The 21280-nt window shown below is 67.9% G+C and carries 18 protein-coding genes and 2 tRNA genes; 12 read left to right on the plus strand and 8 right to left on the minus strand.

The annotated features are described in order from the left end of the window. Complete coding sequence (ettA, locus tag FSB78_RS11465) at positions 1-1680, minus strand: energy-dependent translational throttle protein EttA (RefSeq protein WP_147082770.1); 1680 nt, start codon at positions 1678-1680, stop codon at positions 1-3. Positions 1681-1803: 123 nt separating this feature from the next. Here ettA and FSB78_RS11470 point away from each other — a divergent pair, with 123 nt between their 5' ends. From FSB78_RS11470 to FSB78_RS11495, 6 genes are all read left to right on the plus strand, one after another. After that, the gene (locus tag FSB78_RS11470; protein ID WP_147082771.1) at positions 1804-3207 is read left to right on the plus strand and encodes a M20/M25/M40 family metallo-hydrolase; all 1404 of its coding nucleotides are present in this window, start codon (positions 1804-1806) and stop codon (positions 3205-3207) included. Positions 3208-3360: 153 nt separating this feature from the next. Next, entirely contained in the window at positions 3361-3627 is a 267-nt protein-coding gene (locus FSB78_RS11475; protein WP_147082772.1) for a hypothetical protein, read from the plus strand. Positions 3628-3748: 121 nt separating this feature from the next. Beyond that, positions 3749-3824 (plus strand) — tRNA-Ile (locus tag FSB78_RS11480). Between the two features lie 90 nt (positions 3825-3914). After that, positions 3915-4184: a DUF1488 family protein gene (locus tag FSB78_RS11485; protein WP_147082773.1), complete on the plus strand. Its 270-nt coding sequence runs from the start codon at positions 3915-3917 to the stop codon at positions 4182-4184. Between the two features lie 208 nt (positions 4185-4392). Continuing rightward, on the plus strand, positions 4393-4899 hold the full coding sequence (locus FSB78_RS11490) for a RidA family protein (protein ID WP_147082774.1): 507 nt from the start codon (positions 4393-4395) through the stop codon (positions 4897-4899). Positions 4900-4993: 94 nt separating this feature from the next. Beyond that, positions 4994-7219 carry a glycoside hydrolase family 3 N-terminal domain-containing protein gene (locus tag FSB78_RS11495; RefSeq protein ID WP_147082775.1) on the plus strand — a complete coding sequence of 742 codons (2226 nt, stop codon included), beginning with the start codon at positions 4994-4996 and terminating at the stop codon, positions 7217-7219. A gap of 140 nt (positions 7220-7359) precedes the next feature. Here FSB78_RS11495 and FSB78_RS11500 read toward each other — a convergent pair whose 3' ends face one another. The 5 genes from FSB78_RS11500 to lepA form a co-directional block, all read right to left on the minus strand. Next, a complete protein-coding gene (locus FSB78_RS11500) occupies positions 7360-7968 on the minus strand; it encodes an ATP-binding cassette domain-containing protein (RefSeq protein WP_147082776.1) in 609 nt (202 codons plus the stop codon). Beyond that, on the minus strand, positions 7958-8644 hold the full coding sequence (modB, locus tag FSB78_RS11505) for a molybdate ABC transporter permease subunit (RefSeq protein ID WP_147082777.1): 687 nt from the start codon (positions 8642-8644) through the stop codon (positions 7958-7960). Before modB ends, FSB78_RS11500 begins: the two co-directional genes overlap by 11 nt. A gap of 52 nt (positions 8645-8696) precedes the next feature. Beyond that, a complete protein-coding gene (gene modA, locus FSB78_RS11510) occupies positions 8697-9443 on the minus strand; it encodes a molybdate ABC transporter substrate-binding protein (protein WP_147082778.1) in 747 nt (248 codons plus the stop codon). Positions 9444-9758: 315 nt separating this feature from the next. Then, on the minus strand, positions 9759-13115 hold the full coding sequence (locus tag FSB78_RS11515; RefSeq protein ID WP_147082779.1) for a polysaccharide deacetylase family protein: 3357 nt from the start codon (positions 13113-13115) through the stop codon (positions 9759-9761). Positions 13116-13521: 406 nt separating this feature from the next. Next, on the minus strand, positions 13522-15345 hold the full coding sequence (gene lepA / locus FSB78_RS11520) for a translation elongation factor 4 (protein ID WP_147082780.1): 1824 nt from the start codon (positions 15343-15345) through the stop codon (positions 13522-13524). Positions 15346-15486: 141 nt separating this feature from the next. On the opposite strand from lepA, the gene FSB78_RS11525 reads away from it, so the two are divergent. Further along, positions 15487-16431, plus strand: a complete 945-nt coding sequence (locus FSB78_RS11525) for an SH3 domain-containing protein (RefSeq protein ID WP_147082781.1) — start codon at positions 15487-15489, stop codon at positions 16429-16431. Positions 16432-16540: 109 nt separating this feature from the next. After that, positions 16541-16617 (plus strand) — tRNA-Pro (locus tag FSB78_RS11530). Between the two features lie 43 nt (positions 16618-16660). On the opposite strand, the gene FSB78_RS11535 is transcribed toward FSB78_RS11530, so the two are convergent. After that, entirely contained in the window at positions 16661-17293 is a 633-nt protein-coding gene (locus tag FSB78_RS11535; protein ID WP_147084155.1) for an SOS response-associated peptidase family protein, read from the minus strand. A gap of 296 nt (positions 17294-17589) precedes the next feature. On the opposite strand from FSB78_RS11535, the gene FSB78_RS11540 reads away from it, so the two are divergent. The 4 genes from FSB78_RS11540 to FSB78_RS11555 all read left to right on the plus strand — a co-directional run bounded on the left by FSB78_RS11540 (position 17590) and on the right by FSB78_RS11555 (position 19744). Next, entirely contained in the window at positions 17590-18576 is a 987-nt protein-coding gene (locus FSB78_RS11540) for a helix-turn-helix domain-containing protein (RefSeq protein WP_147082782.1), read from the plus strand. Beyond that, positions 18573-19025, plus strand: a complete 453-nt coding sequence (locus tag FSB78_RS11545) for an HIRAN domain-containing protein (protein ID WP_242008227.1) — start codon at positions 18573-18575, stop codon at positions 19023-19025. Before FSB78_RS11540 ends, FSB78_RS11545 begins: the two co-directional genes overlap by 4 nt. A gap of 97 nt (positions 19026-19122) precedes the next feature. Beyond that, positions 19123-19377, plus strand: a complete 255-nt coding sequence (locus FSB78_RS11550; RefSeq protein ID WP_147082783.1) for a hypothetical protein — start codon at positions 19123-19125, stop codon at positions 19375-19377. Positions 19378-19474: 97 nt separating this feature from the next. Next, positions 19475-19744: a hypothetical protein gene (locus FSB78_RS11555; RefSeq protein ID WP_147082784.1), complete on the plus strand. Its 270-nt coding sequence runs from the start codon at positions 19475-19477 to the stop codon at positions 19742-19744. A 16-nt stretch (positions 19745-19760) separates the two neighbouring features. Here FSB78_RS11555 and FSB78_RS11560 read toward each other — a convergent pair whose 3' ends face one another. Then, positions 19761-21173, minus strand: a complete 1413-nt coding sequence (locus FSB78_RS11560) for an FAD/NAD(P)-binding protein (RefSeq protein ID WP_147082785.1) — start codon at positions 21171-21173, stop codon at positions 19761-19763. Between the last annotated feature and the right edge of the window lie 107 nt (positions 21174-21280).

Raw genomic sequence — 21280 nt, forward strand, 5'->3', positions numbered from 1 at the left:
TCAGCGCGTGAGCTTCTTGTAGGACAGCGCGGTCGGACGATCCGCCGCATCGCCCAGGCGGCGACGCTTGTCCTCTTCGTAGGATTCGAAATTGCCTTCGAACCATTCGACGTGGCTGTTGCCCTCGAACGCGAGGATGTGCGTGGCGAGGCGATCGAGGAAGAAGCGGTCGTGGCTGATGACCACCGCGCAGCCTGCGAAATTCTCGATCGCTTCCTCGAGCGCGCCCAGCGTCTCGACGTCGAGATCGTTGGTCGGCTCGTCGAGCAGCAGCACGTTGCCGCCGCGCTTCAACATCTTGGCGATGTTGACGCGGTTGCGCTCACCGCCCGACAGCTTGCCGACGTTCTTCTGCTGGTCCTGGCCCTTGAAGTTGAACGCGCCGACATAGGCCCGCGTCGACTGGTCGAAGCCGTTGACCTTCATCGAATCGAGACCGTCGGAGATTTCCTCCCAGACGTTCTTCTTGTCGTCGAGATGATCGCGGCTCTGGTCCACATAACCCAGACGGACGGTCGAGCCCTTCTCGATCGTGCCGCTGTCCGGGGTTTCCTGCCCGGTGATCAGCTTGAACAGAGTCGACTTGCCGGCGCCATTGGGACCGATGACGCCGACGATGCCGCCGGCCGGCAGCGTGAAGCTGAGATTGTCGAACAGCAGCTTGTCGCCGTACGCCTTCGACACGTTCTCGACTTCGATCACCTTGCCGCCGAGGCGCTCGGGCACCTGGATGACGATCTGCGCCTTGCCCGGGCTGCGGTTTTCCTGCTGCGCGACGAGGCGTTCGAAGTTGGCGATACGCGCCTTGGACTTGGTCTGGCGCGCCTTGGCACCCTGCCGGATCCATTCGAGCTCGTTCTTGATCGCGGTCTGGCGACCCGATTCCTCGCGATCCTCCTGCTCGAGGCGCTTGGCCTTCTTCTCGAGATAGGTCGAGTAGTTACCCTCGTACGGGAAATACTTGCCACGATCGAGTTCGAGCACCCAGCCGACGACATTGTCGAGGAAGTAGCGGTCGTGGGTGATCATCAGCACCGCGCCCGAATAATCCTTCAGGTGATTCTCCAGCCACTGGACGCTCTCGGCGTCGAGATGGTTGGTAGGCTCGTCGAGCAGCAGGATCCCCGGCTTCTGGATCAGCAGGCGGGTCAGCGCGACGCGGCGCTTCTCACCACCCGACAGCTTGTCGACCGGCCAGTCGCCCGGCGGGCAGCGCAACGCTTCCATCGCGACCTCGAGCTGGTTGTCGAGCGTCCAGCCGTCGATCGCGTCGATCTTCTCCTGGAGCGTGCCCATTTCCTCGAGCAGCGCGTCGAAGTCGGTGTCGTCCTGGGGATCGCCCATCTCGGCCGAGATCGCGTTGAAGCGGTCGACCATGTCCGCGACGCCGCGCGCGCCGTCCTTGACGTTCTCCAGCACGGTCTTGGACGCGTCGAGCTGCGGCTCCTGCTCGAGATAGCCGACGGTGACGTTCTCGCCCGGCCAGGCTTCGCCGGTATAGTCCTTGTCGATCCCGGCCATGATCTTGATCAGCGTCGACTTGCCCGCGCCGTTGGGGCCGACGATGCCGATCTTGGCGCCGTGATAGAATTGCAGGTTGATGTTCGACAGCACCGGCTTGGGCGCGCCGGGGAAGGTCTTCGTCATGTCCTTCATGACATACGCGTATTGGCCGGCCACGGGGGTCTCCGTTCGGGTGTTCGTGAGTGCGGGATTGATGTGCGCATGTAAGCGCAGGCGCCAAGGTTGGCAACGCGCGCGGTGGGACCTAACGGTGGGCCAACCACTCAGGGGGAATAGACAATGACGCGTATCGCACCATTTCTGGCGGCCTGTGCCGCGATCACCGCCGTTCCCCTCTCGGCACAGCGCACAGCCGCCCCGCCGACCGCGGCCGACCCCAAGGTCGCCGCACTGCGCGACAAGGCGCTGACCGACGACACCGCCTATCAGATCGTCGAGGGCCTCACGACCGAGGTCGGGCCGCGGATGACCGGGACCGAGGCGGCGCCGCGCGCCCGGGCGTGGTCGGTCGCCAGGTTGAAGGCGATGGGGTTCAAGAACGTCCGGATCGAGCCGTACCAGCTGCCGGTCTGGTCGCGCGGCACGGAGAGCGCCGACCTCGTCGCGCCCTATGCGCAGAAGCTGCATGTCGTGGGGCTCGGCAATTCGGGCGCGACTCCGGCGGGCGGGCTGACGCTGCCGATCGCCTATTTCGCGACGTACAACGACCTCGCGCTGGCGGCCGACGGCAGCCTGAAGGGCAAGATCGCCTTCGTCTCGAACGCGATGCAGCCGACGCAGGACGGGTCGAGCTATGGCTCGCAAGGCACCGCGCGGTTCGTCGGGCCGAACGTCGCGGCGAAGAAGGGTGCGGCGGCGATCGTAATCCGCTCGATCGGGACCGACCATGGCCGCGGGCCGCATGCCGGCAACACCAATTTCGAGGCCGGCGTCACGCCGATTCCCGCCGCCGCGCTGTCGGTCGCGGACGCCGAGCAGGTCGAGCGGCTGGTCAAGCTGGGCAAGCCGGTGACGCTGAAGCTGGTGCTCGACGACCGCCAGGTCGGCATGCGCGAATCGGGCAACGTCGTCGCCGAGGTGCCGGGCACCGACCCGAAGGCGGGGATCGTGCTGGTCGGCGGGCATCTCGACAGCTGGGATCTCGGCACCGGCGCGATCGACGACGGCGCAGGCGTCGCGATCACCGCTGCAGCGGCGAAGATCGTGATGGACGCGCCCGGCACGATGCGCCGGACGATCCGCGTGGTCTGGTTCGGCGACGAGGAGAGCGGCGGGTTCGGCGGTGCGGCCTATGCCAAGGCGCATGCGGGCGAGCGCCACGCGACCGCAGCCGAATCCGATTTCGGTGCCGACAGCGTCTGGCGGTTCGAAAGCAGCCTGCCCGACGCGGCCAAGCCGATCGTCGATCGCCTCGCGGTCGCGCTCACGCCGCTGGGGATCATCCGCGGCGCCGACATGCCGCATGGCGGTACCGATGTCGGGCCGATCATCGCGACCGGGGTGGCCGGAATCGACCTCAACCAGTCGGGCCAGCGCTATTTCGACTGGCATCACACGCCCGAGGATACGCTCGACCGGATCGACCCCGCACAGCTGAAGCAGAATGTCGCGGCGTGGACCGCGATGCTGGCCACGGTGGCCGATGCACCCGAGGAAATCGGACCGATCGCCCCGAAAAAGTGACCAGACGAGGGCTCGATCTTGTCTTCGAACCGTCGCAAACCGGGCCGAACGGTGCATTTAGCGGATTGACCGGGGGGACCCGTGCGCTATTTGCGGCGCTTCGCGACGGCAATCGGGTCGGCCGCGAAGTGAACTATGCTTGGGAGCATTCGAATGAAGAAGATCGTTCTGATCGCTGCTGCCGCCGGCCTGATGTCCGTCGCAGCCTGCAACAAGTCGCCTGAAGCTGCCGCTGTTGAGAACAACGCGGACATGCTGGCGGACAACATGGAAATGCAGGCCGACAACATCGACGCGATGGCGGACAACACGTCCAACGCCGCTGCTTCGGACGTTCTCGAGAACGTGGCCGACAACGTCAACGCTGCTGCGGACAACGTCCGTGACCAGGCTGACGCCAAGATCGACAACATGCAGTAATATCGCACCAGGGTGTTCGCACCCGGTACGATTTGCATGACGAAAGGGCGCTCCTTCGCGGGAGTGCCCTTTTTCTTTGCCTTTTTCTTTGGCGGCCGCTGCGCTATCGCAGCCTCAGGTGGGGCCTGTAGCTCAACGGTTAGAGCTGGCCGCTCATAACGGCTAGGTTGCGGGTTCGATTCCTGCCGGGCCCACCAAATTTCTCCGATCGACATGACAAGCGATCAGCGCTTGCGCGACCGCGAACCCGCGGGCAGGAGGCGGCCATTCGCTTCCAGGAGTTCCCTATGTCCAGCCGCCTCGATATCGACCAAGCCAGCCTGACCGACAACGACCGCCAGAAGCAGGTCGAATTCACCGGTGAGATCGACGGCGAGGACCGGGATTTCGCGGTCAAGTACGCGGTTCTGAAAGAACTGAGCGGCGACGAGCCCGAGGACGACGCGCTCGAGCTGTTCGAGCGGTTCAGCGACGAGATCGTCGACATCTGCGCCGAGGCCGCGGTCGCCAAGCCCAACGCGACGTTGATCGTGATCGACGAGGGCGACCTCGAATAGACCTGGTCCGTCGAACGCGTGTCATCCGCGGGGCAGGCCCGTGATGACGCGCGGATGTGCGAATCCCGTTGCGCGCGGCCGAATGCTCGGCTTCAATCGTGCATTCCTGACGAACCGCCCGGACGTGGATCCGGCGGGCGCCGGGCGGGGATGCTGCGACAGGCCGTCGACGGGGGGTCCCCGCGACGTCGCGTCCGGGAGATTCCGCATGATCAAGACGACAGCCTTCGCCGCCTGCCTGCTCGCCACCCTTCCCGTCGCCACCCCCGCCGCCGCGCAGACCGTCGTTCGGCACGCGAACACGCCGCCCGCGCTCATCCTGCAGGGCGTGACCGTGAAGCCGGGCGCGGAAATGCTCTATCTCAGCGGCCAGCTCGCCGCGCCGATCGACCCCACCAAGACGGTCGCGCCCGCGGCGCTGACGATCGCGGACTTCGGCGATACGAAGACGCAGACGATCAGCGTGCTCAAGAAGATCAAGGCTCTGGTCGAGGCCAAGGGCTTCACAATGTCCGATATCATCAGGCTGACGGTGTTCGTCGCGGGCGATCCGAAGCTCGGCGGCAAGATGGATTTCGCGGGCATGAACGACGCCTACAAGATGTATTTCGGGAGCGCCGAGAACCCCAACACCGTCGCACGATCGACGGTGCAGGTCGCCGCGCTGGCAGCGCCGCAGTTCCTGGTCGAGATCGAGGCGACCGCGGCGAAGTAAGCCCCCTGCCCGCGACACCTTTGCCCCCGATACCGCGGTTGCCGTGAGCGGTGCCGGGGGCGTAACGCTCCCTGGACATTCCAGGAGCAGACCCATGTCCCATCTCGATCGCCGCCAGGTGCTGAAAGCCAGCGCGACCATTGCCGGCCTTTCGCTGGGCGGCGCGGCCGTCGCTCAGAGCGACCGGGTCGAAAGCCTGATCGCGCAGATGACGCCCGCCGAGAAGGCGGGGCAGTTGAGCTGCTTCTCGGACCAGATCCGGCCGATCGGCGTGCCGTTCAATCCGGGGCTGGCGAACGGCGGCGCGACCGAGCAGCTCGCGCGGATCAGGACCGGTGCGATCGGGATGCTGTTCAACGGCGTCGGCTATGCAGGCGCGAAGGCCGCGCAGGATGCGGCGATGGCGACGCGGCTGAAGATCCCGCTGATCTTCGCCGGCGACGTGATCCACGGGCTGCGGACCGCCTATCCGCTGCCGATCGCCGAGGCGTGCGCGTTCGATCCCGACCTGGCGATGCGCACCGCGCGTGCCGCGGCGCTGGAAAGCACGGCGCTGGGGATCCACTGGACCTTCGCGCCGATGGTCGACGTGGCGCGCGACCAGCGCTGGGGGCGCGTCGCGGAAGGATCGGGCGAGGATCCGTATCTCGGCATCGCGCTGGCGAAGGCCCGCGTGAAGGGGTTCCAGGGCGACGATCTGCGCGATCCGACGCGGGTCGCGGCCTGCGCCAAGCATTTCGCGGCCTATGGCGCGGTGTCGGGTGGGCAGGATTACAATTTCACCGAGATTTCGCCGGCGACGCTGAACGAGGTGCATCTGGCGCCGTTCAAGGCGTGCGTCGATGCGGGCGTCGCGACGCTGATGAGCGCGTTCAACGATATCGACGGGGTGCCGGCGAGCGGGAACCACTGGCTGATGACCGATCTGCTCCGCGGCCAGTGGCGGTTCAGGGGGATGGTCGTCGGCGACTATACCGCGGACGAGGAGCTGGTCGCGCACGGCTATGCCGCCGATGGCCGCGATGCCGCGAAGAAGGCGTTCCTGGCAGGGATGGACATGGCGATGCAGTCCAACCTGTTCAATCTGTGGCTGCCCGACCTGGTCGCCAAGGGCGAGGTGCCGATGGCGCGGCTCGACGAGGCGGTGCGGCGCGTGCTGCAGCTGAAGGAGGCGATCGGGCTGTTCGCCGATCCCTATCGCTCGGTCAGCGCGCGGGCCGAGCGGATCAGCGTGTCGACGCCGGCGATGCTGAAGCTGTCGCGCGAGGCTGGGGCGCGGTCGATCGTGATGCTGAAGAACGAGGGTGCGCTGCTGCCGCTCAAGAAGGCGCCGGGCAGAATCGCGCTGATCGGGCCGTTCGGGGAGGACCGGCAGAACGTCGTCGGGACCTGGGCGTTCATGGCGGATGAAACGCTCAACGTCTCGATCGCGCAGGGTTTGCGCGCGCGGGGGGTGAGCGTGACCGCGGTGGCGGGGTCGGGGATCGAGGCGCCGCTGCCGGGTGGGATCGCGGCGGCGGTGGCGGCGGCGCAGGCGGCCGACGTGGTGCTGCTCGCAATCGGCGAGTCGCAGCTGATGTCGGGCGAGGCGCAGGCGCGGACCGAGATCGTGGTGCCCACCCCGCAGATGGCGCTGGCCGAGGCGGTGGCGGCGACGGGGAAGCCGGTGGTCGTGCTGCTGCGGCATGGTCGCGCGCTCGCGCTCCACGGCGCGGTGAAGGACGCGCCGGCGATCCTGGCGACGTGGTTCCTGGGGTCGCAGAGCGGTCATGCGATCGCGGACGTGCTGTTCGGCGACGTGAACCCGTCGGCCAAGCTGTCGGCGAGCTTTCCGAACGAGAGCGGGCAGGAGCCGTATTTCTACAACCACAAGAATACCGGCCGGCCGGCGCCCGATACGGGGTCGCAAGAGTATAAGTCGCGGTACCGCGAGACGAAGAACGAGGCGCTGTATCCGTTCGGGTTCGGGCTGAGCTACACCAGCTTCGCGGTATCGGCGGTGTCTGTGCCGGCCCGGATGACCGACCGGATCGAGGTGTCGGCGACGGTCACGAACACGGGCGCGCGGGACGGGGATGCCGTGGTGCAGCTGTACATCCACGACCGGGTCGCGAGCCGGACGCGGCCGGTGCGGGAGTTGAAGGGGTTTGCGCGGGTTTCGCTGAAGGCTGGCGAATCGAAGCCGGTGCGGTTTGCTCTGGCGCGCGAGGACCTGCGGTTCTGGGGGGATGGCGGCTGGGTGGTCGAGCCGGGGATGTTCGACCTTTGGGTCGCGACGAGTTCGGTCGATGGCGAGAAGCAGGCGTTCGAGCTGATGTAGCGATTAATCCTCCCCCGCCAGGGGGAGGTGGCAGGCGAAGCCTGACGGAGGGGGCGGAAACGATAACACCTGCTCCGTGTCCGCCCCCTCCGTCACCTGCGGTGACACCTCCCCCTGGCGGGGGAGGATTGCGGAGAGGGTTACATTCTCACGATCTGCGTGCCGATCCTTTCGGCTTCCTCGGGGTCGTGGGTCACCATCAGGATCGGCAGCTTCAGCACGTCGCGGACGTGTTCGATCGCCTGCATGACTTCCTCGCGGCGGGCGTGGTCCAGCGAGGAGAGCGGTTCGTCGAGCAGCAGGAAGCGCGGGTTGCTGAGCAGCGCGCGGCCGATCGCGACGCGTTGCGCCTCGCCGCCCGAGAGCGAGCGGGGCCAGCGGTCGAGCAGGTGCGCGATGCCGAGGAACGCGGTGCGGTCCGTCAGCTCGACGTCGTCGGCGGCACCGTAGAGCAGGTTCGCGCGGACGCGCATGTGCGGGAAGAGGCGCGCGGCCTGGAAGACGTAGCCGGCTCGGCGGCGTTCGGGGGGCAGGTCTATGCCCCCCCAGTCGCTATCGCCGAACAGAGTCTCGCCACCGACGACGATGCGGCCGGTGTCGGGACGGAGGAGCCCGGCGACCATGTTGAGCACGCTGGTCTTGCCGACGCCCGAGCGACCGAACAGCACCGTTGCGCCCTCGCCCACCCTGGCCGCGAGCGCGACGCGGGTGTCGCCGAGCCGGCGCACCACGTCGATGTCAAAGGACATGGAGCCCCCTGCCCACGCGCCGGGTCAGCAGTTCGGAGGCGACCAGCGCGACGAGCGACAGCGCGACCGAGATCGCGGACAGCCGCCAGACCATCGCATCGCCGCCGGGCTGTTGCAGCGCCGAATAGATGGCGAGCGGCAGGGTCTGCGTCTCGCCGGGGACGTTCGAGACGAAGGTGATCGTCGCGCCGAACTCGCCGATCGACCGCGCGAAGCCGAGCACCGCGCCCGCGAGAACGCCGGGGATGCTGAGCGGCAAAGTGATCGTCCAGAACACGCGCCACCGGCCAGCGCCGAGCGTGCGCGCGGCCTGTTCGAGCCGGCGGTCGACCGCCTCGATCGACAACCGCATCGCGCGGACCATCAGCGGCAGTGCCATGACGCCCGCCGCGATCGCCGCGCCGGTCCAGCGGAACAGCACGGTGATGCCGAAGCCCTGCAGCCAGCCGCCGACCGGGCCGTTGGGCCCGAACGCGAGCAGCAGCACCCAGCCGGTCACCACGGGCGGCACTACCAGCGGCAGGTGGATCGCGGCGTCGACCAGGATCTTGCCCGGAAACGCGACGCGCGCGAGCATCCAGGCGAGCGCGAAGGCGATCGGCAGCGTCACCGCCATCGCCACACCGCCGACTTTCAACGACAGCGCGACGATCTCCCATTCGGCGGCGCTCAGCATGTCATCGCTCTCAGCATGTCAGCGCCCTCAGCATATCCCCGGGCTCAGCATATCAGCGTGCGCTGAAGCCGTAGCGGACGAAGATCGCCTTGCCCTCGCGCGAGACGAGGAAGCGGCGGAATGCCTCGCCCTGCGGGTTGGTCGACGCTTTCAGGCGCGCGACCGGATAGGTGATCGCGGGATGCGACGATTCGGGGAACACGCCGGCGATGCGGACCTTCGCCGAAGCCTTGGCGTCGGTCGCATAGACGATGCCGAGCGGGGCGGCGCCGCGCTCGACCAGGGCGAGCGTCGCACGGACATTCTCGGCACGGACGACTTTGGGGGCGACCCGGGCCCAGACGCCGAGCTTTTCGAGCGCCTGCTGGCCATATTTGCCGGCGGGCACGGGGGTGTCGGCCATTGCCAGCGGGCCGGTGGTCAGCACGCGGGCGAGCGCGGCGGGCGGACGCACGGGGATGCGGACCTTGCTGCCCGCGGGGGCGGCGACGACGAGGCGGTTGCCGAGGAAGGTAACGCGGGTGCTGGCGACGATCAGGCTCTTGCTGGCGAGGTCGTTCATCCAGTCCTCGTCCGCCGAGACGAACAGGTCGGCGGTCGCCCCGGCCTCGACCTGGCGGGCGAGCGCGGACGAGGCGGCGAACGAGATGACCGGCTTGGGGTGCCCCTTCTTCGCCCAGGCGGCGGCGGCGGCGGTCATCGATTCCTGCAGCGATGCGGCCGCGAGGACCAGCGGTGCCTGCTGCGCGGTGGCGGCGGTCGGCAGCGCGAGGAGGAGCGCGTAGGGGAGGAATTTCATGGCTGGCCCTCGATCGGGATGTCGATATCCCGCGATATATAGTCAACGCGGGGAAAGGCCAGCGGGTGGCGCGCGGCGGTCGTGGAAAGTCGTAAAAGACACGGCGGAGGGGGGTGTTTTCCGGCGAATATCGTGCGCCACCCCGGCGGAGGCCGGGGCCCAGTTTGGGGACGATCGCGTCGGAGCGCGGCTCTCCGTTACCACGACCTTCCCAACTGGGCCCCGGCCTTCGCCGGGGTAGTGAGGGACTGTGGTGGCGGGTGGAGGGCACTTGGTCCGACGCTGGCAATCGCGCGGGTGTAGAACAATGGTTTCTCAGGCGGCGGTCACCCTGCCCGTCCGCGCCAGCTTGCCCCAGCCGACGAGCGGACCGCGCAAGGCCTGCGCGATCGCTTTCAGCACGACATAGTACATGACCTGGCGATAGCCGATCCGTTGCGGGATCAGCAGCCAGAGCAGGTGCCAGCGCTCGCGGCGCTCGAGCGCGAACGCGATCGTCGCGGCGAGCAGGTCGATCGCGGTGAAGACCACCCAATAGCCGAGCATCGTATAGACGTCGTGACTCGTCTGTTCCCAGCCATGCGCGCGCACCGCGAGATAGGTGAAGAGGAAGCTGACCAGCAGCGCGAGATCGATGATCGGCGAGATCGCTGCGAGCACGATCTGGAACAGGATCGCCTGTGGCAGGCCGACCCAGCCGAGCCCCTTGGGATGCGAGCCGAAGATCGCCGAGCGATGTTTGTAGAGGCATTGCAGCGTGCCGTACGCCCAGCGAAACCGTTGCTTGGCGAGCGCGCGCATCGTCTCTGGCGCCTCGGTCCAGGCGATCGCGAACTGGTCGTACTTCACCGCCCAGCCGGCGCGCTGGATCGCGATGGTCAGGTCCTGGTCCTCGGCGAGCGTGTCGTCGGGATAGCCCCCGACCGCCCGGATCGCGGACAGCCGCCATGCCCCGACCGCACCGGGGACGACGGTCATCGCGTTCAGGCGGGCGAGCGCGCGGCGTTCGAGGTTCTGCGCGGTGATGTATTCGAGCGCCTGCCATTTGGTGATGATGTTGACGCGGTTGCCGACCTTCGCATTGCCCGCGACCGCGCCCAGCGTCGGATCGACGAACCAGCGCGCGAGGCGGGCGATCGTGACGGGCTCGAACTGCGTGTCGGCGTCGAGCGCGATGACGATCTCGCCGCGCGCTTCCTCCAGCCCGCGGTTGAGCGCGCGCGCCTTGCCGCCGTTCTGCAGCGTCATCAGGCGGACGCGAGGGTCGTCGGCAAAGGCGTCGCGCACGACCCGGCTGGTGCCGTCGCTCGACCCGTCGTCGATCACGATGACCTCGATCTGGACCTCGGTCGAGGCGAGCACGCCGTGCACTGCGCGGACGATGACGCGCTCCTCGTTGAACGCGGGGATCATGACGGTGACGAAGCGGTCGGGGTCGATCGGCGGGAACACGGTCTTCAACTCGCGGCGCGCCTGGATCAGCGCGAGTGCGGACAAGGCGAGTGCGCGGAGGATACCGATCGTGATCGCGATCCCGAAAATCCAGCGCAGCGCGACGACGAGGCCGCCGAGCGTGCTGAACAGCGCGAGGTCGGCCATCGCTGCGACGCGGTCGCCCGACGAGATGACCGGCATCGCGGCGTCGCGCGACAGGCCGGCGAGCGTCGAGACGGGAACGAAGCTGTAGCCCATCGCGCGGAGCCGTTCGATGATGATCGGCAGCGCGGCGACGGTCTGCGCGCGGTTGCCGCCGGCGTCGTGGAGCAGGATGACGTTGCCGCTGCGCTCGGGGTTGCCAGCCTCGACGCCCGCTATGGTGCGGTCGACGATTTGCTGGACACCCGGGCGCTTCCAGTCGTCGGGGTCGACGTGGAGGCCGACCGAGATGTAGCCGCGCTCCTGCGCCTGCAGCGCGGGGACGATCTCGTCCGCGGTGCTCGGCTCGGCGTCGCCGAAATAGGGCGCGCGGAACAGGCGGAGCGAGCGGCCGGTGAACGCCTGGAACAGCCGCTGCGTGGTGTTCAGCTCGAACTTGACCTGGCGCGGCGAGACGGTGGCGAGATTGGGGTGGGTGTAGGTGTGGCTGCCGATCTCGTGCCCCTCCGCGACCATGCGTTCGAGCAGCGAGCGCTGCGTCAGCGCGTTCTCGCCGATCACGAAGAAGGTCGCGGGCGCGTGCTCGCGCTTGAGGATGTCGAGGATCTGCGGGGTCCATTCGGCGTCGGGCCCGTCGTCGAAGGTCAGTGCGAGCTGGCGCGGGCGATAGCCGGTGCGATCGACGACATAGGGCGACGGCATCCGGGTGAAGACGACATCGGCGATGCTGCCGTCCCTGGCGGGCACCGCGTCGCGGATGCCGGTGACGGGGGTCGCGCCGATTTTGAGGATTTCGCCCGATCCTTCGATATCGACATTGGTGCCCGCGGGCATCGCGTCGATCGAATCGGGGACGGGCAAGGTGCGGTGATCGCGGCCGAAGATCGACCAGAGGCTGGGGTCCTCCGACCCGAGGCGCCACAAGGCGACGCTGCCGAGCCCGGCCTTTTGCAGGAACGCGATCTGGTTGTACGCCGACGCCGCATCGAGCAGCCAGACCTGGTGGCGGCTGGCGCCTTCGGAATAGGCGAAGCTGCTGTTGCCGCTGGCCTTGTCGAAGGTCGGGACGGTGCCTGAATCGGCGGCGTTCTGCCACGCTTCCTCGACGTCCAATGCGTCGCCCGATCCGTCGTGCCAGTCATAGGCGTAGGAGCCGATCGCGACGACGAGCTTGGCGGGCGGAATGCCGCGTGCAGCGTCGGCGACGGTGCGCGCGAACCAGCGCTGCGAGGCGATCGGGCCGGCCGGACCGCTGGTCTCGTGCTCGTCATACGCCATCAGGACAATCTTGTCGGTCACCGCGGCGTAGGCGGGCAGGTTCCAGTCGGGGTTGGCGACCGGGGCTGCGATCGCGACGACCCAGCCGCGGGCCGCGAACCGCGCCTTGGCCTCGGCGAGGAACGTGCGGTAGTCGCGTTGCGCGGTGACCGGCAGGTCCTCGAAGTCGAAGAACGCGCCGCCGGCGTGGTTGACCGCGAGGAACGGTACCAGCGAATCGAGGAACGCCTTGCGTGCCTTCGGGTCGGCGAACATCGCCGCGCTGCCCTTGCCGTCCCAGTTTCCGTCGACCGCGTTCTGGACCATCGGCAGGATGACCGGGCGGTGCACCGCCTTGTTGAGGATGTCGCGTCCGGCCTGGTCGCGGAACACGGTGATGTGGTGGTTCGCGCCGGTGACCGAGATCCAGCCGGGGATCAGCCAGTCGAGCTGGTCGACGTGACGTGCGAGGCTGGCGGCGCTCGACTGGTCCCAGGGGGCGTGGAAGGCGATCGCGAGCGACGGGTTGCCGGGTCGCGCGGTCCGCGTGCCCCTGGGCGGGACGCCGAACAGCCGCTTGGCATAATAGTCGATGTCGCGCCGGGTGCGGCCGATGATCCCGCCGCGCGGCGGCGGCAGGCGGTGGAGCGCGGGGTGTTCAGGCTCGATCGGGAGCAGCGGCGCTGCGGGGACGATGCCGATCGAGACCGCGAACACGGTGGTCGCTAGTACCAGCAGCGCGACGAACGCGGCGACCGCGAGCGCGAAACGACGGCGGCGGCGGCCGCTGGCGTCGAAGAAGACGGGACGTTGGGACATGGGGCTCCGCGTGCGCAATTCAGGCTGGCGTTACCATTGTGGATGCGGGTGCCGCTCCTGACAAATGCGTCACGTGCGCGGTGGTAGGTCTTGCCCTCGTCACCCCGGACTTGGTCCGGGGTGTCCACCGCGCGGCGTACCCTCTGGCCGAAGAGTTCGCGGAGGGGTGGATGCCGGACCAAGTCCGGCATGACGGGGGCTTTTAGCGGGCGGGCATCTGTGCGCGGAACCCTGGATCCCGGGACGAGCGCGGGATGACGGAGGGAAGCGCTCCTCATCCTCCCCCGCCAGGGGGAGGTGGCGCCGAAGGCGACGGAGGGGGCAGATACGGAACGACGGTTACCCTGTCCGCCCCCTCCGTCAGGCTGCGCCTGCCACCTCCCCCTGGCGGGGGAGGATTGATGGCTTAGCCGTCGTCGCCCATTCTCAGCGCGGCGATGAAGGCTTCCTGGGGGATGCTGACCGAACCGTATTCGCGCATCTTCGCCTTCCCCTTCTTCTGCTTTTCCAGCAGCTTCTTCTTGCGGGTGGCGTCGCCGCCATAGCATTTCGCGGTGACGTCCTTGCGCATCGCGCTGATCGTCTCGCGCGCGATGACCTTGCCGCCGATCGCCGCCTGGATCGGGATCTTGAACAGATGGCGCGGGATCAGTTCCTTCAGTCGCTCGACCATGCCACGGCCGCGGACTTCGGCGGTGCCGCGGTGGACGATCATGCTGAGCGCGTCGACCGGCTCCTCGTTGACGAGGATGCCCATCTTGACGAGGTCACCCTCGCGGTAGCCGATCTGGTGATAGTCGAAGCTGGCATAGCCCTTCGACATCGATTTCAGCCGGTCGTAGAAGTCGAACACGACCTCGTTGAGCGGCAGTTCGTAGGTCGCCTGCGCGCGGCCGCCCACGTATGTCAGGTTCTTCTGGATGCCGCGGCGATCCTGGCACAGCTTCAGCACCGAGCCGAGATATTCGTCTGGGACGTAGATCGTCGCCTCGATCCACGGCTCGCTGATCGTCGCGATCTTGTTCGGCTCGGGCATGTCGGCGGGGTTGTGCAGCTCGATATGCGTCGTGCCCGCGGGATCGGGGTGGCTCAGCTCGATCTCGTACACCACCGACGGCGCGGTGGTGATGAGGTCGAGGTCGTATTCGCGCGTGAGGCGCTCCTGGATGATTTCCAGGTGCAGCAGCCCGAGGAACCCGCAGCGGAAGCCGAAGCCGAGCGCGGCCGAGGTCTCCATCTCGAACGAGAAGCTCGCGTCGTTCAGACGCAGCTTCGAGATCGATTCGCGCAGCTTCTCGAACTCGGCGGCGTCGACCGGGAACATCCCGCAGAACACCACCGGCTGGACTTCCTTGAAGCCGGGCAAGGCCTCGAGCGCGGGGCGCTTGGCATCGGTGATGGTGTCGCCGACGCGGGTCTGCGCGACCTCTTTGATCTGCGCGGTGATGAAGCCCATCTCGCCGGTGCCGAGTTCGGTCAGCTGCTCGATCTTGGGGCGGAAACAGCCGACGCGGTCGACGAGGTGCATCGTCCCCGTCTGCATGAACTTGATCTGCTGGCCCTTCTTGAGGACGCCGTCGATCACGCGGACGAGGATGACGACGCCGAGATACGGGTCGTACCAGCTGTCGACAAGCATCGCTTTCAGCGGTGCCTCGGGATCACCCTTGGGCGGCGGGATCTTCGTCACGATCGCCTCGAGGATGTCGGCGATGCCGATCCCCGACTTAGCCGAGGCGAGCACCGCCTCCGACGCGTCGATGCCGATCACGTCCTCGATCTCCTTCCGCACCTTTTCGGGCTCGGCGGCGGGGAGATCGATCTTGTTGATCACCGGCACGATCTCGTGGTCGTGCTCGATCGACTGGTAGACGTTGGCGAGCGTCTGCGCCTCGACGCCCTGCGCCGCGTCGACCACCAGCAGCGCGCCCTCGCATGCGGCGAGGCTGCGCGAGACTTCGTACGCGAAGTCGACATGGCCCGGCGTGTCCATCAGGTTGAGGACGTAATCGAGCCCGTCCTTCGCCTTGTAGGCGAGGCGCACGGTCTGCGCCTTGATGGTGATCCCGCGCTCCTTCTCGATGTCCATGTTGTCGAGCACCTGCTCGGACATCTCGCGCTCGGTGAGCCCGCCTGTCTGCTGGATGAGGCGATCGGCGAGCGTCGACTTGCCGTGGTCGATATGCGCGATGATCGAGAAGTTGCGGATGCGGTCGAGCGGCGTGGTCACTGGTTATCGTTCTTTGCGAAAAGGGAGTTGGAAAGGCCGTTAGCATCGCGCGGCGGATATGCCAAAGCGCGCATGTCCGAACGACTTCCCCCCGTCACGGCCGACCGATACACTTCGGTCCACAAACCGGGGGTCTTTGCCATGCTTCGAGTCGCAACCGTAACGTTCGCTGTCCTAGTCGCGATTCCGGGAGCGGCCGAAGCGCAGGCCCGCGCGTCCAAGGGGCAGCAGTTGCAGGTCCAGGCCGCGAACGACGTGCCGCGCTGCGTACGCAAGCTGGGCACGCTGTCGATCGCGGATGGCGACGATCCCTATGCCTGGACGCAGAACAGCCTCGCCCCGCCCTCCAAGGTGCTGCGCGCGCTGGTCCAGCGGTCGGGCTGCTTCAACCTGGTCGACCGCGGCACCGGGCTGAACGCCGCCAGCCGCGAACGCGACATCGGATCGAACCTGGGTCTCCAGCGCCAGTCGAACGTCGGCCAGGGCCAGATCAAGGCCGCGGACTATGTGCTGGTCGCGGAAATCCAGGGCGCGAACAGCAACGTCAGCGGCAGCGGCGCGGCGGGTGCGGTCGGCGGATTGCTCGGCGGGCGCGTCGGCGGCCTGCTGGGCGGCATGAAGAGCAAGAAGATGGAGGCGAACACGGTGCTGTCGCTGACCAACGTCCGCACGACGGAGACGATCGCGGTCGAGGAAGGCTATGCCGCCAAGAACAACCTCGCCTTCGGCGGGGGCGGGTTCTTCGCGGTCGGCGGTGCGGTCGGCGGCGGGTACGACAACACCGATATCGGCCGGATCGTGACGCTGAGCTTCATCCAGGCCTATTCGAAATTGGTGACCGGGCTCGGGCTGGTGACGCCCGGCAGCGCGGGGACCGCGGAGGCGGCCCCGACCAAGACCTATACGGCTCAGGGTCCGGTGGCGATGCGCGCGAGCGGCGTTGCCACCGCGAAGGTGCTCCGCACGCTGCCCGCGGGCGCGATCGTCTATCCGACCGGCACCAAGGCCGGGCTGTGGTGGGAGGTCGCGGACGAGAACGACAATGTCGGCTGGGTGCTGAACACCAAGCTGGCCCCCTCGAACTGAGGCGCCGCAACAGGGCGGCGAACTGGCGCTTGCGCGGCGCGAAACCTGTGTCTATAGCCGCGCCTCCAAGCACGGACATGCCGCCTCACGGCGCCGGTCCGGACTCCGTCGGGGAGTAGCTCAGCCTGGTAGAGCACTGTCTTCGGGAGGCAGGGGCCGGAGGTTCGAATCCTCTCTTCCCGACCATTTTCCACATTTTAGCGGGTTCGCCGCATCGCCCGGGTCGGCGTCAGGCTTCTGCGCCCTCGCGGGTCGGAAACACCGGGCCGCGCACCGTCATGCGGTCGGCGGGATAGGGCCGCTGCAACGCGACGACGTCGTCATAGCTGCCGGTCAGCCACCGCGCGTGATCCTCGGGATGGAGGATCGTGATCATCGCCTTGGGATGGATCGGGGCGACCAGTGGGTTCGGGTCGCAGGTGACCATCGTGAAGCCGGCGCCCTTTACGGTCTGCTGCCAGAAGCCGGCGACGGCGAACAGCGGCTGGTCGGGCACCGCGAACCACATCTCGCCCTTGATCGGCGCGCCCTTCCCCACCTTGTGCTTGTCGGGGGTCCATTCGCAGAATTCGGTCAACGGGATCAGGCAGCGGTTGTGCGGTTCGGCCGCGAGACGCCGCCACTGCGGCAGGCCGAGATTGCGGACGTTGGTCATCGGCCACGCCGCCTGCCCGCCCAGCACGTCCCAAGCCATGACGTCGAGGACGCGCCGGTCGCGTTCCGCGCGAACGACATACGCCTTGCCACGGGGATAGAGTTCGACGGGGTCGCTGTTCGGCCGCACGACACCCGGTGCCCAGCCCGCGTCGAAGCGGCTGAACAGGGCTTCGGGTTCGCCGAGGTTGCGCGCGCGGTTGCACATCAGCCCGGGCTGCCGGCCAAGGGAGTGACAATGATCGACACGGCGATCACCGTACACGATGCCCGTCGTTGACGACAGCCCGGCGGAGCTGCCCTTCGCGCGCGCGCCCTGACCGGCCATGTAGCAACAGTCATCGTCAGGGTTCGACCGTTGCGGACTCCGACAAAGGCAAGTTGAGGGATCGCTCCGAGTCGCGATCCGTAGAACGGGCGGCGTTGAGAGGTCTCCGTCTCTTCCATCGCGATTATGGTTGACCGGATGGAAAAGCTAACTAGCGAAACCATAATCGTTTTGTGATGACGATCCGCGTGAAGGCTCGTCAGGTGAGGCCGTCGAGACACATGAGCGTTCAGATCGAGCGGCATGCAACCGAAGAGTTCGCATCCGTCAACCTGCCCGAGGGACTGTCGGTCCGGTACGACATGCCAGATCGCAGACTGGCCGACCTGGTTACCGGATACAACGCCTACACCGCGGATAACCGCGACTGCCGTACCGACTGGTTCCTTCCCGCGCCCGTCATGCTGTGCATTGCGGTGGACGCCGGCCCCATCGAGGCCCGCATCGGCAACCGCCGCTTCTCGCCGATGCCGCAAGCCAGCCTGATCGGCCCCACCAGTCGTCCGCTCAACGTGACGACGCATGGCGGCATGATGGTCGGCATCGGGATCAGCCCGGCGGGCTGGGCCGCGCTCACCGACCGGAGCGCGGGCGACTTCCATAATCTCATCGTTCCGGCCGCGACGATATTGGGTCAGGACACGGTCGATCGCCTCATCACCACGCTGGCGACGGCACCCGACACGCGCAGCCTCAAGCCCCTGCTCGACACGTTCTGCGTCCCGCTGTTTGCCCGCACGGACCCGCGGATCAACGAGATCCGGGCGCTGTCGCAGCTGATCGTTCGGCCCGGCATGAACGAGGTTCGAGAACTCAGCGCCGAACTGGGCATCACCGAGCAGGCGCTGCTCCGCCTGTCGCGGCGGTATTTCGGCATGCCGGCCAAGCTGTTGCTCCGACGGGCGCGGTTCCTGCGCTCGTTCATCACCCTGTTCGTGTCCGGGACTCCAACCGACGCGTCCGCGATCGATCCGAGCTATCACGACATCTCGCATTTCCACCGCGATGCCAATACGTTCCTGGGTATGACGCCACGCCGTTTCATGAAGCTCGCCAACACCTTCCTCGAAGCGAGCGTGCGCGCCCGTGCCGCGGTCCTTGGCGCGCCGACCCAGGCGCTGCATGTCATACCGCCTGCGGTGGATGACGGAACGTCCCGTTGAGCAGCCGCGACGAACTGACCACCTCGATCGTCGGGATCGATTTTCCGAACCCCGACAAGAGCGCGAGCAACCGGCGCATGGAGATCATGCTCTGCGCGCCCGGCGACCCGGTCGAGTTGCGGCTCGAACCGACCAACCAGCATGACGCCAACGCGATCGGCATATGGTCCGAGCGCGGCGTGCAGATGGGCTATGTCAGTGCGGAGCGCGCGCCGTGGATCGGGAAGCGGATGCAGGAGGACGAGGTCGCGGCGGTGTTCCAGGGACTGGTCCAGAGCGGCGCCTATGTCCGGATACGGTTCGGCGGCGGGCTCCCCACCCTGCCGCCTGCGCCCGTGGAGCCGCCACGCGCGCCGCCCGCGCCCCGGCCGATGCGCGCCGCGCCGCGGCCGGTGCACGATCCGCACGCCTTCTATCCCGACGAGGACGGCCCGGAGTTCGGGGCCTGAAGCGGCAATCGTGGCGATGGGCCGACGGGGCGCCCGGGTAACGCATTGTACGCGAACGGAATCGGGCTATGGTCCCGACGACTCCCGGAGACGTACGATGAAGATGATGATCGCGATCGCACTGATCCTGAGTTCGAGTGCCGGTCTTGCCCAGACCGCGGCGACCGGTTCGGCGGCGGCCAATGCCAAGCCACCGAAGCCGATCTGTCGCAGCGAACCCGTCACCGGATCGATCTTTCCGCAGCGGTCATGCCATTCGAAAGAGGAATGGACCGCGATCGATGCCGCGAACGCCGCAAATGCCGAGCGCATGTCGGCGGCGCGCAACGCCGGCGGCAGCACGAACCACTGATCGTTCGGCAGGCGTCGTTGCCCGGGCAGACCACCGGCGCGTGATGGCCGGCCTGCCGGGACGGAAACTACGGGATACTCCAATGGGGAGCTACGCGATGAAGACGGTAATGACTGCTACACTGTTGCTCATATCCGGCGTCGCGGTCGCGCAGACGGCGCCGGAGGCTCCACAGCCGACGGAGCAACCGGCGAAAGAGAAGAAGACCTGCCGGTCGATGACGGCGACGGGCTCGTTCATGGCGACCCGCGTGTGCAACACCGCCGCCGCGTGGCGGGCGTTCGACGGCTATACCGCCGACGGCGCGCAACAGACCCGCGATGCGTATCGGATGTCGGTTACGAGCAGCCGGATGGACCGACGGTAGCGCGCCGAGCGACTGCCTAGAGCCCCTCGCCGCCCACCCATTGTGCGTTGGACAGGCGGCGGGCGAGGTCCCAGCTCTGCTGGCGGATGTCGGGAACGGCGACGACCTCCCACAAGCCGCCGCGGGTCATCGGGCCGATGCAGTGGAGTCGGTCGTCGGCACTGCCGTCGCGGCGGATCGCACGCGATTGCGCATCGACGTCCACCCCGAGCCGCAGCGGATCGGGCCGTATCGCGCCGCTGGCCACCAGATGCCGCACGAGCGGTTCGTCGGAGCGGAGCAGGTCGCCCTGTGGGCCCGTGCAATTGACGATCCGCGCAGTGCGCGTGACGACCGGATCCGCGCTGCCGCGCGGGCGCCAGGTCAGGTCGGCCTGCGTGCCATGAGCCTGCGCGCCGACCAGCTTGCCCGCGGCGAAGCGGAGGCGCCCCTCGGCGACCAGGGCATCGACCCGGTCGGCGACGCGCGGCGCGAGGCGGTGGCGATGCACGTCCCAATAGGGGCGGAGGTGACGCAGGAAGCGCGCGCGTTCGCGTTGCGCGGCGGCGCCCCACATCATCTGCGTGACCGGGCGGAGCTCGTCGACCGCGGCGCGCCAGCCTATCTCCACCGCGCGGGCACGGACATGCACGATCAGGTCGGCGAGCCCGCCTTGCGGCTTGTCGGTCACGCCGCGCGTCGCGGGCGCACCGTCGACATGCCGGCGCGGAACCAGCCCGCGGCGCGAGATCGCGAGCATCGTGCCGGCAAAGCCACGCGCGTCTAGCAGCAATGCGGCGTCGATCGCGGTGAGCCCGGTGCCGACGAGGACGATGGTGTCGTCGTCGCCAAGGTCCTCGGCGAGGTCCGCGGCCCAGGGGTCGGGACAATAGGTGCCTGCCGGCAGCGTCTCGGGCGCGAGGCCCGGCGGGGTGTGCGGCGGCAGGTTGCCGAGCGCCAGCACCGCGCTGTCGGCGTCGATCCGGCTGCCGTCCGCCATCGTCAGCGTCACCCGCTCGGCCGAGTCCAAGGCGCAGACCTCGCCCTCGACCAGCGCGAGCCGCCCGCCCGATCGCGCGATCGTGTCGTCGAGCATCGTCCGCAGATAGCGGCCATAGGTGGTGCGCGGCACGAAGGTGGTGCGGTCGCCCTCGCCGCGTTCGCCGAGCCAGCGGACGAAATGGTCGGGATCGTCGGGCAGCGCGCTCATGTTGCCGGCGCGGACGTTGAGCAGGTGGCTGGGATGCGCGGCGCTGTACGCGACGCCGCGGGCGAGCTGGCGCTGGCGGCGCTCGACCAGCGTCGCGCGCGGGCCGCCGTGGCGCATCAGGTTGATCGCCAGCAACGTCCCCGAAAAGCCGCCGCCGACGATCACGACGTGATCCTCCGGCCCTGCGATTCGTGTGCCCACGCCGCCGGAGCCGGTGCCGCTAGTGATGCTGGTCGCCATGCCGATCGCGATAGCGGCATCGCAGGTCCGACACCATAGCGGGCGCCCATGGGGCAGCCCGCCGGGCTGGCGCGGCAGGCGCCCCTGCAAACCCCCGCCCGGCGTGT

The organism is Sphingomonas ginsenosidivorax (assembly GCF_007995065.1).
Classification (GTDB): domain Bacteria; phylum Pseudomonadota; class Alphaproteobacteria; order Sphingomonadales; family Sphingomonadaceae; genus Sphingomonas; species Sphingomonas ginsenosidivorax.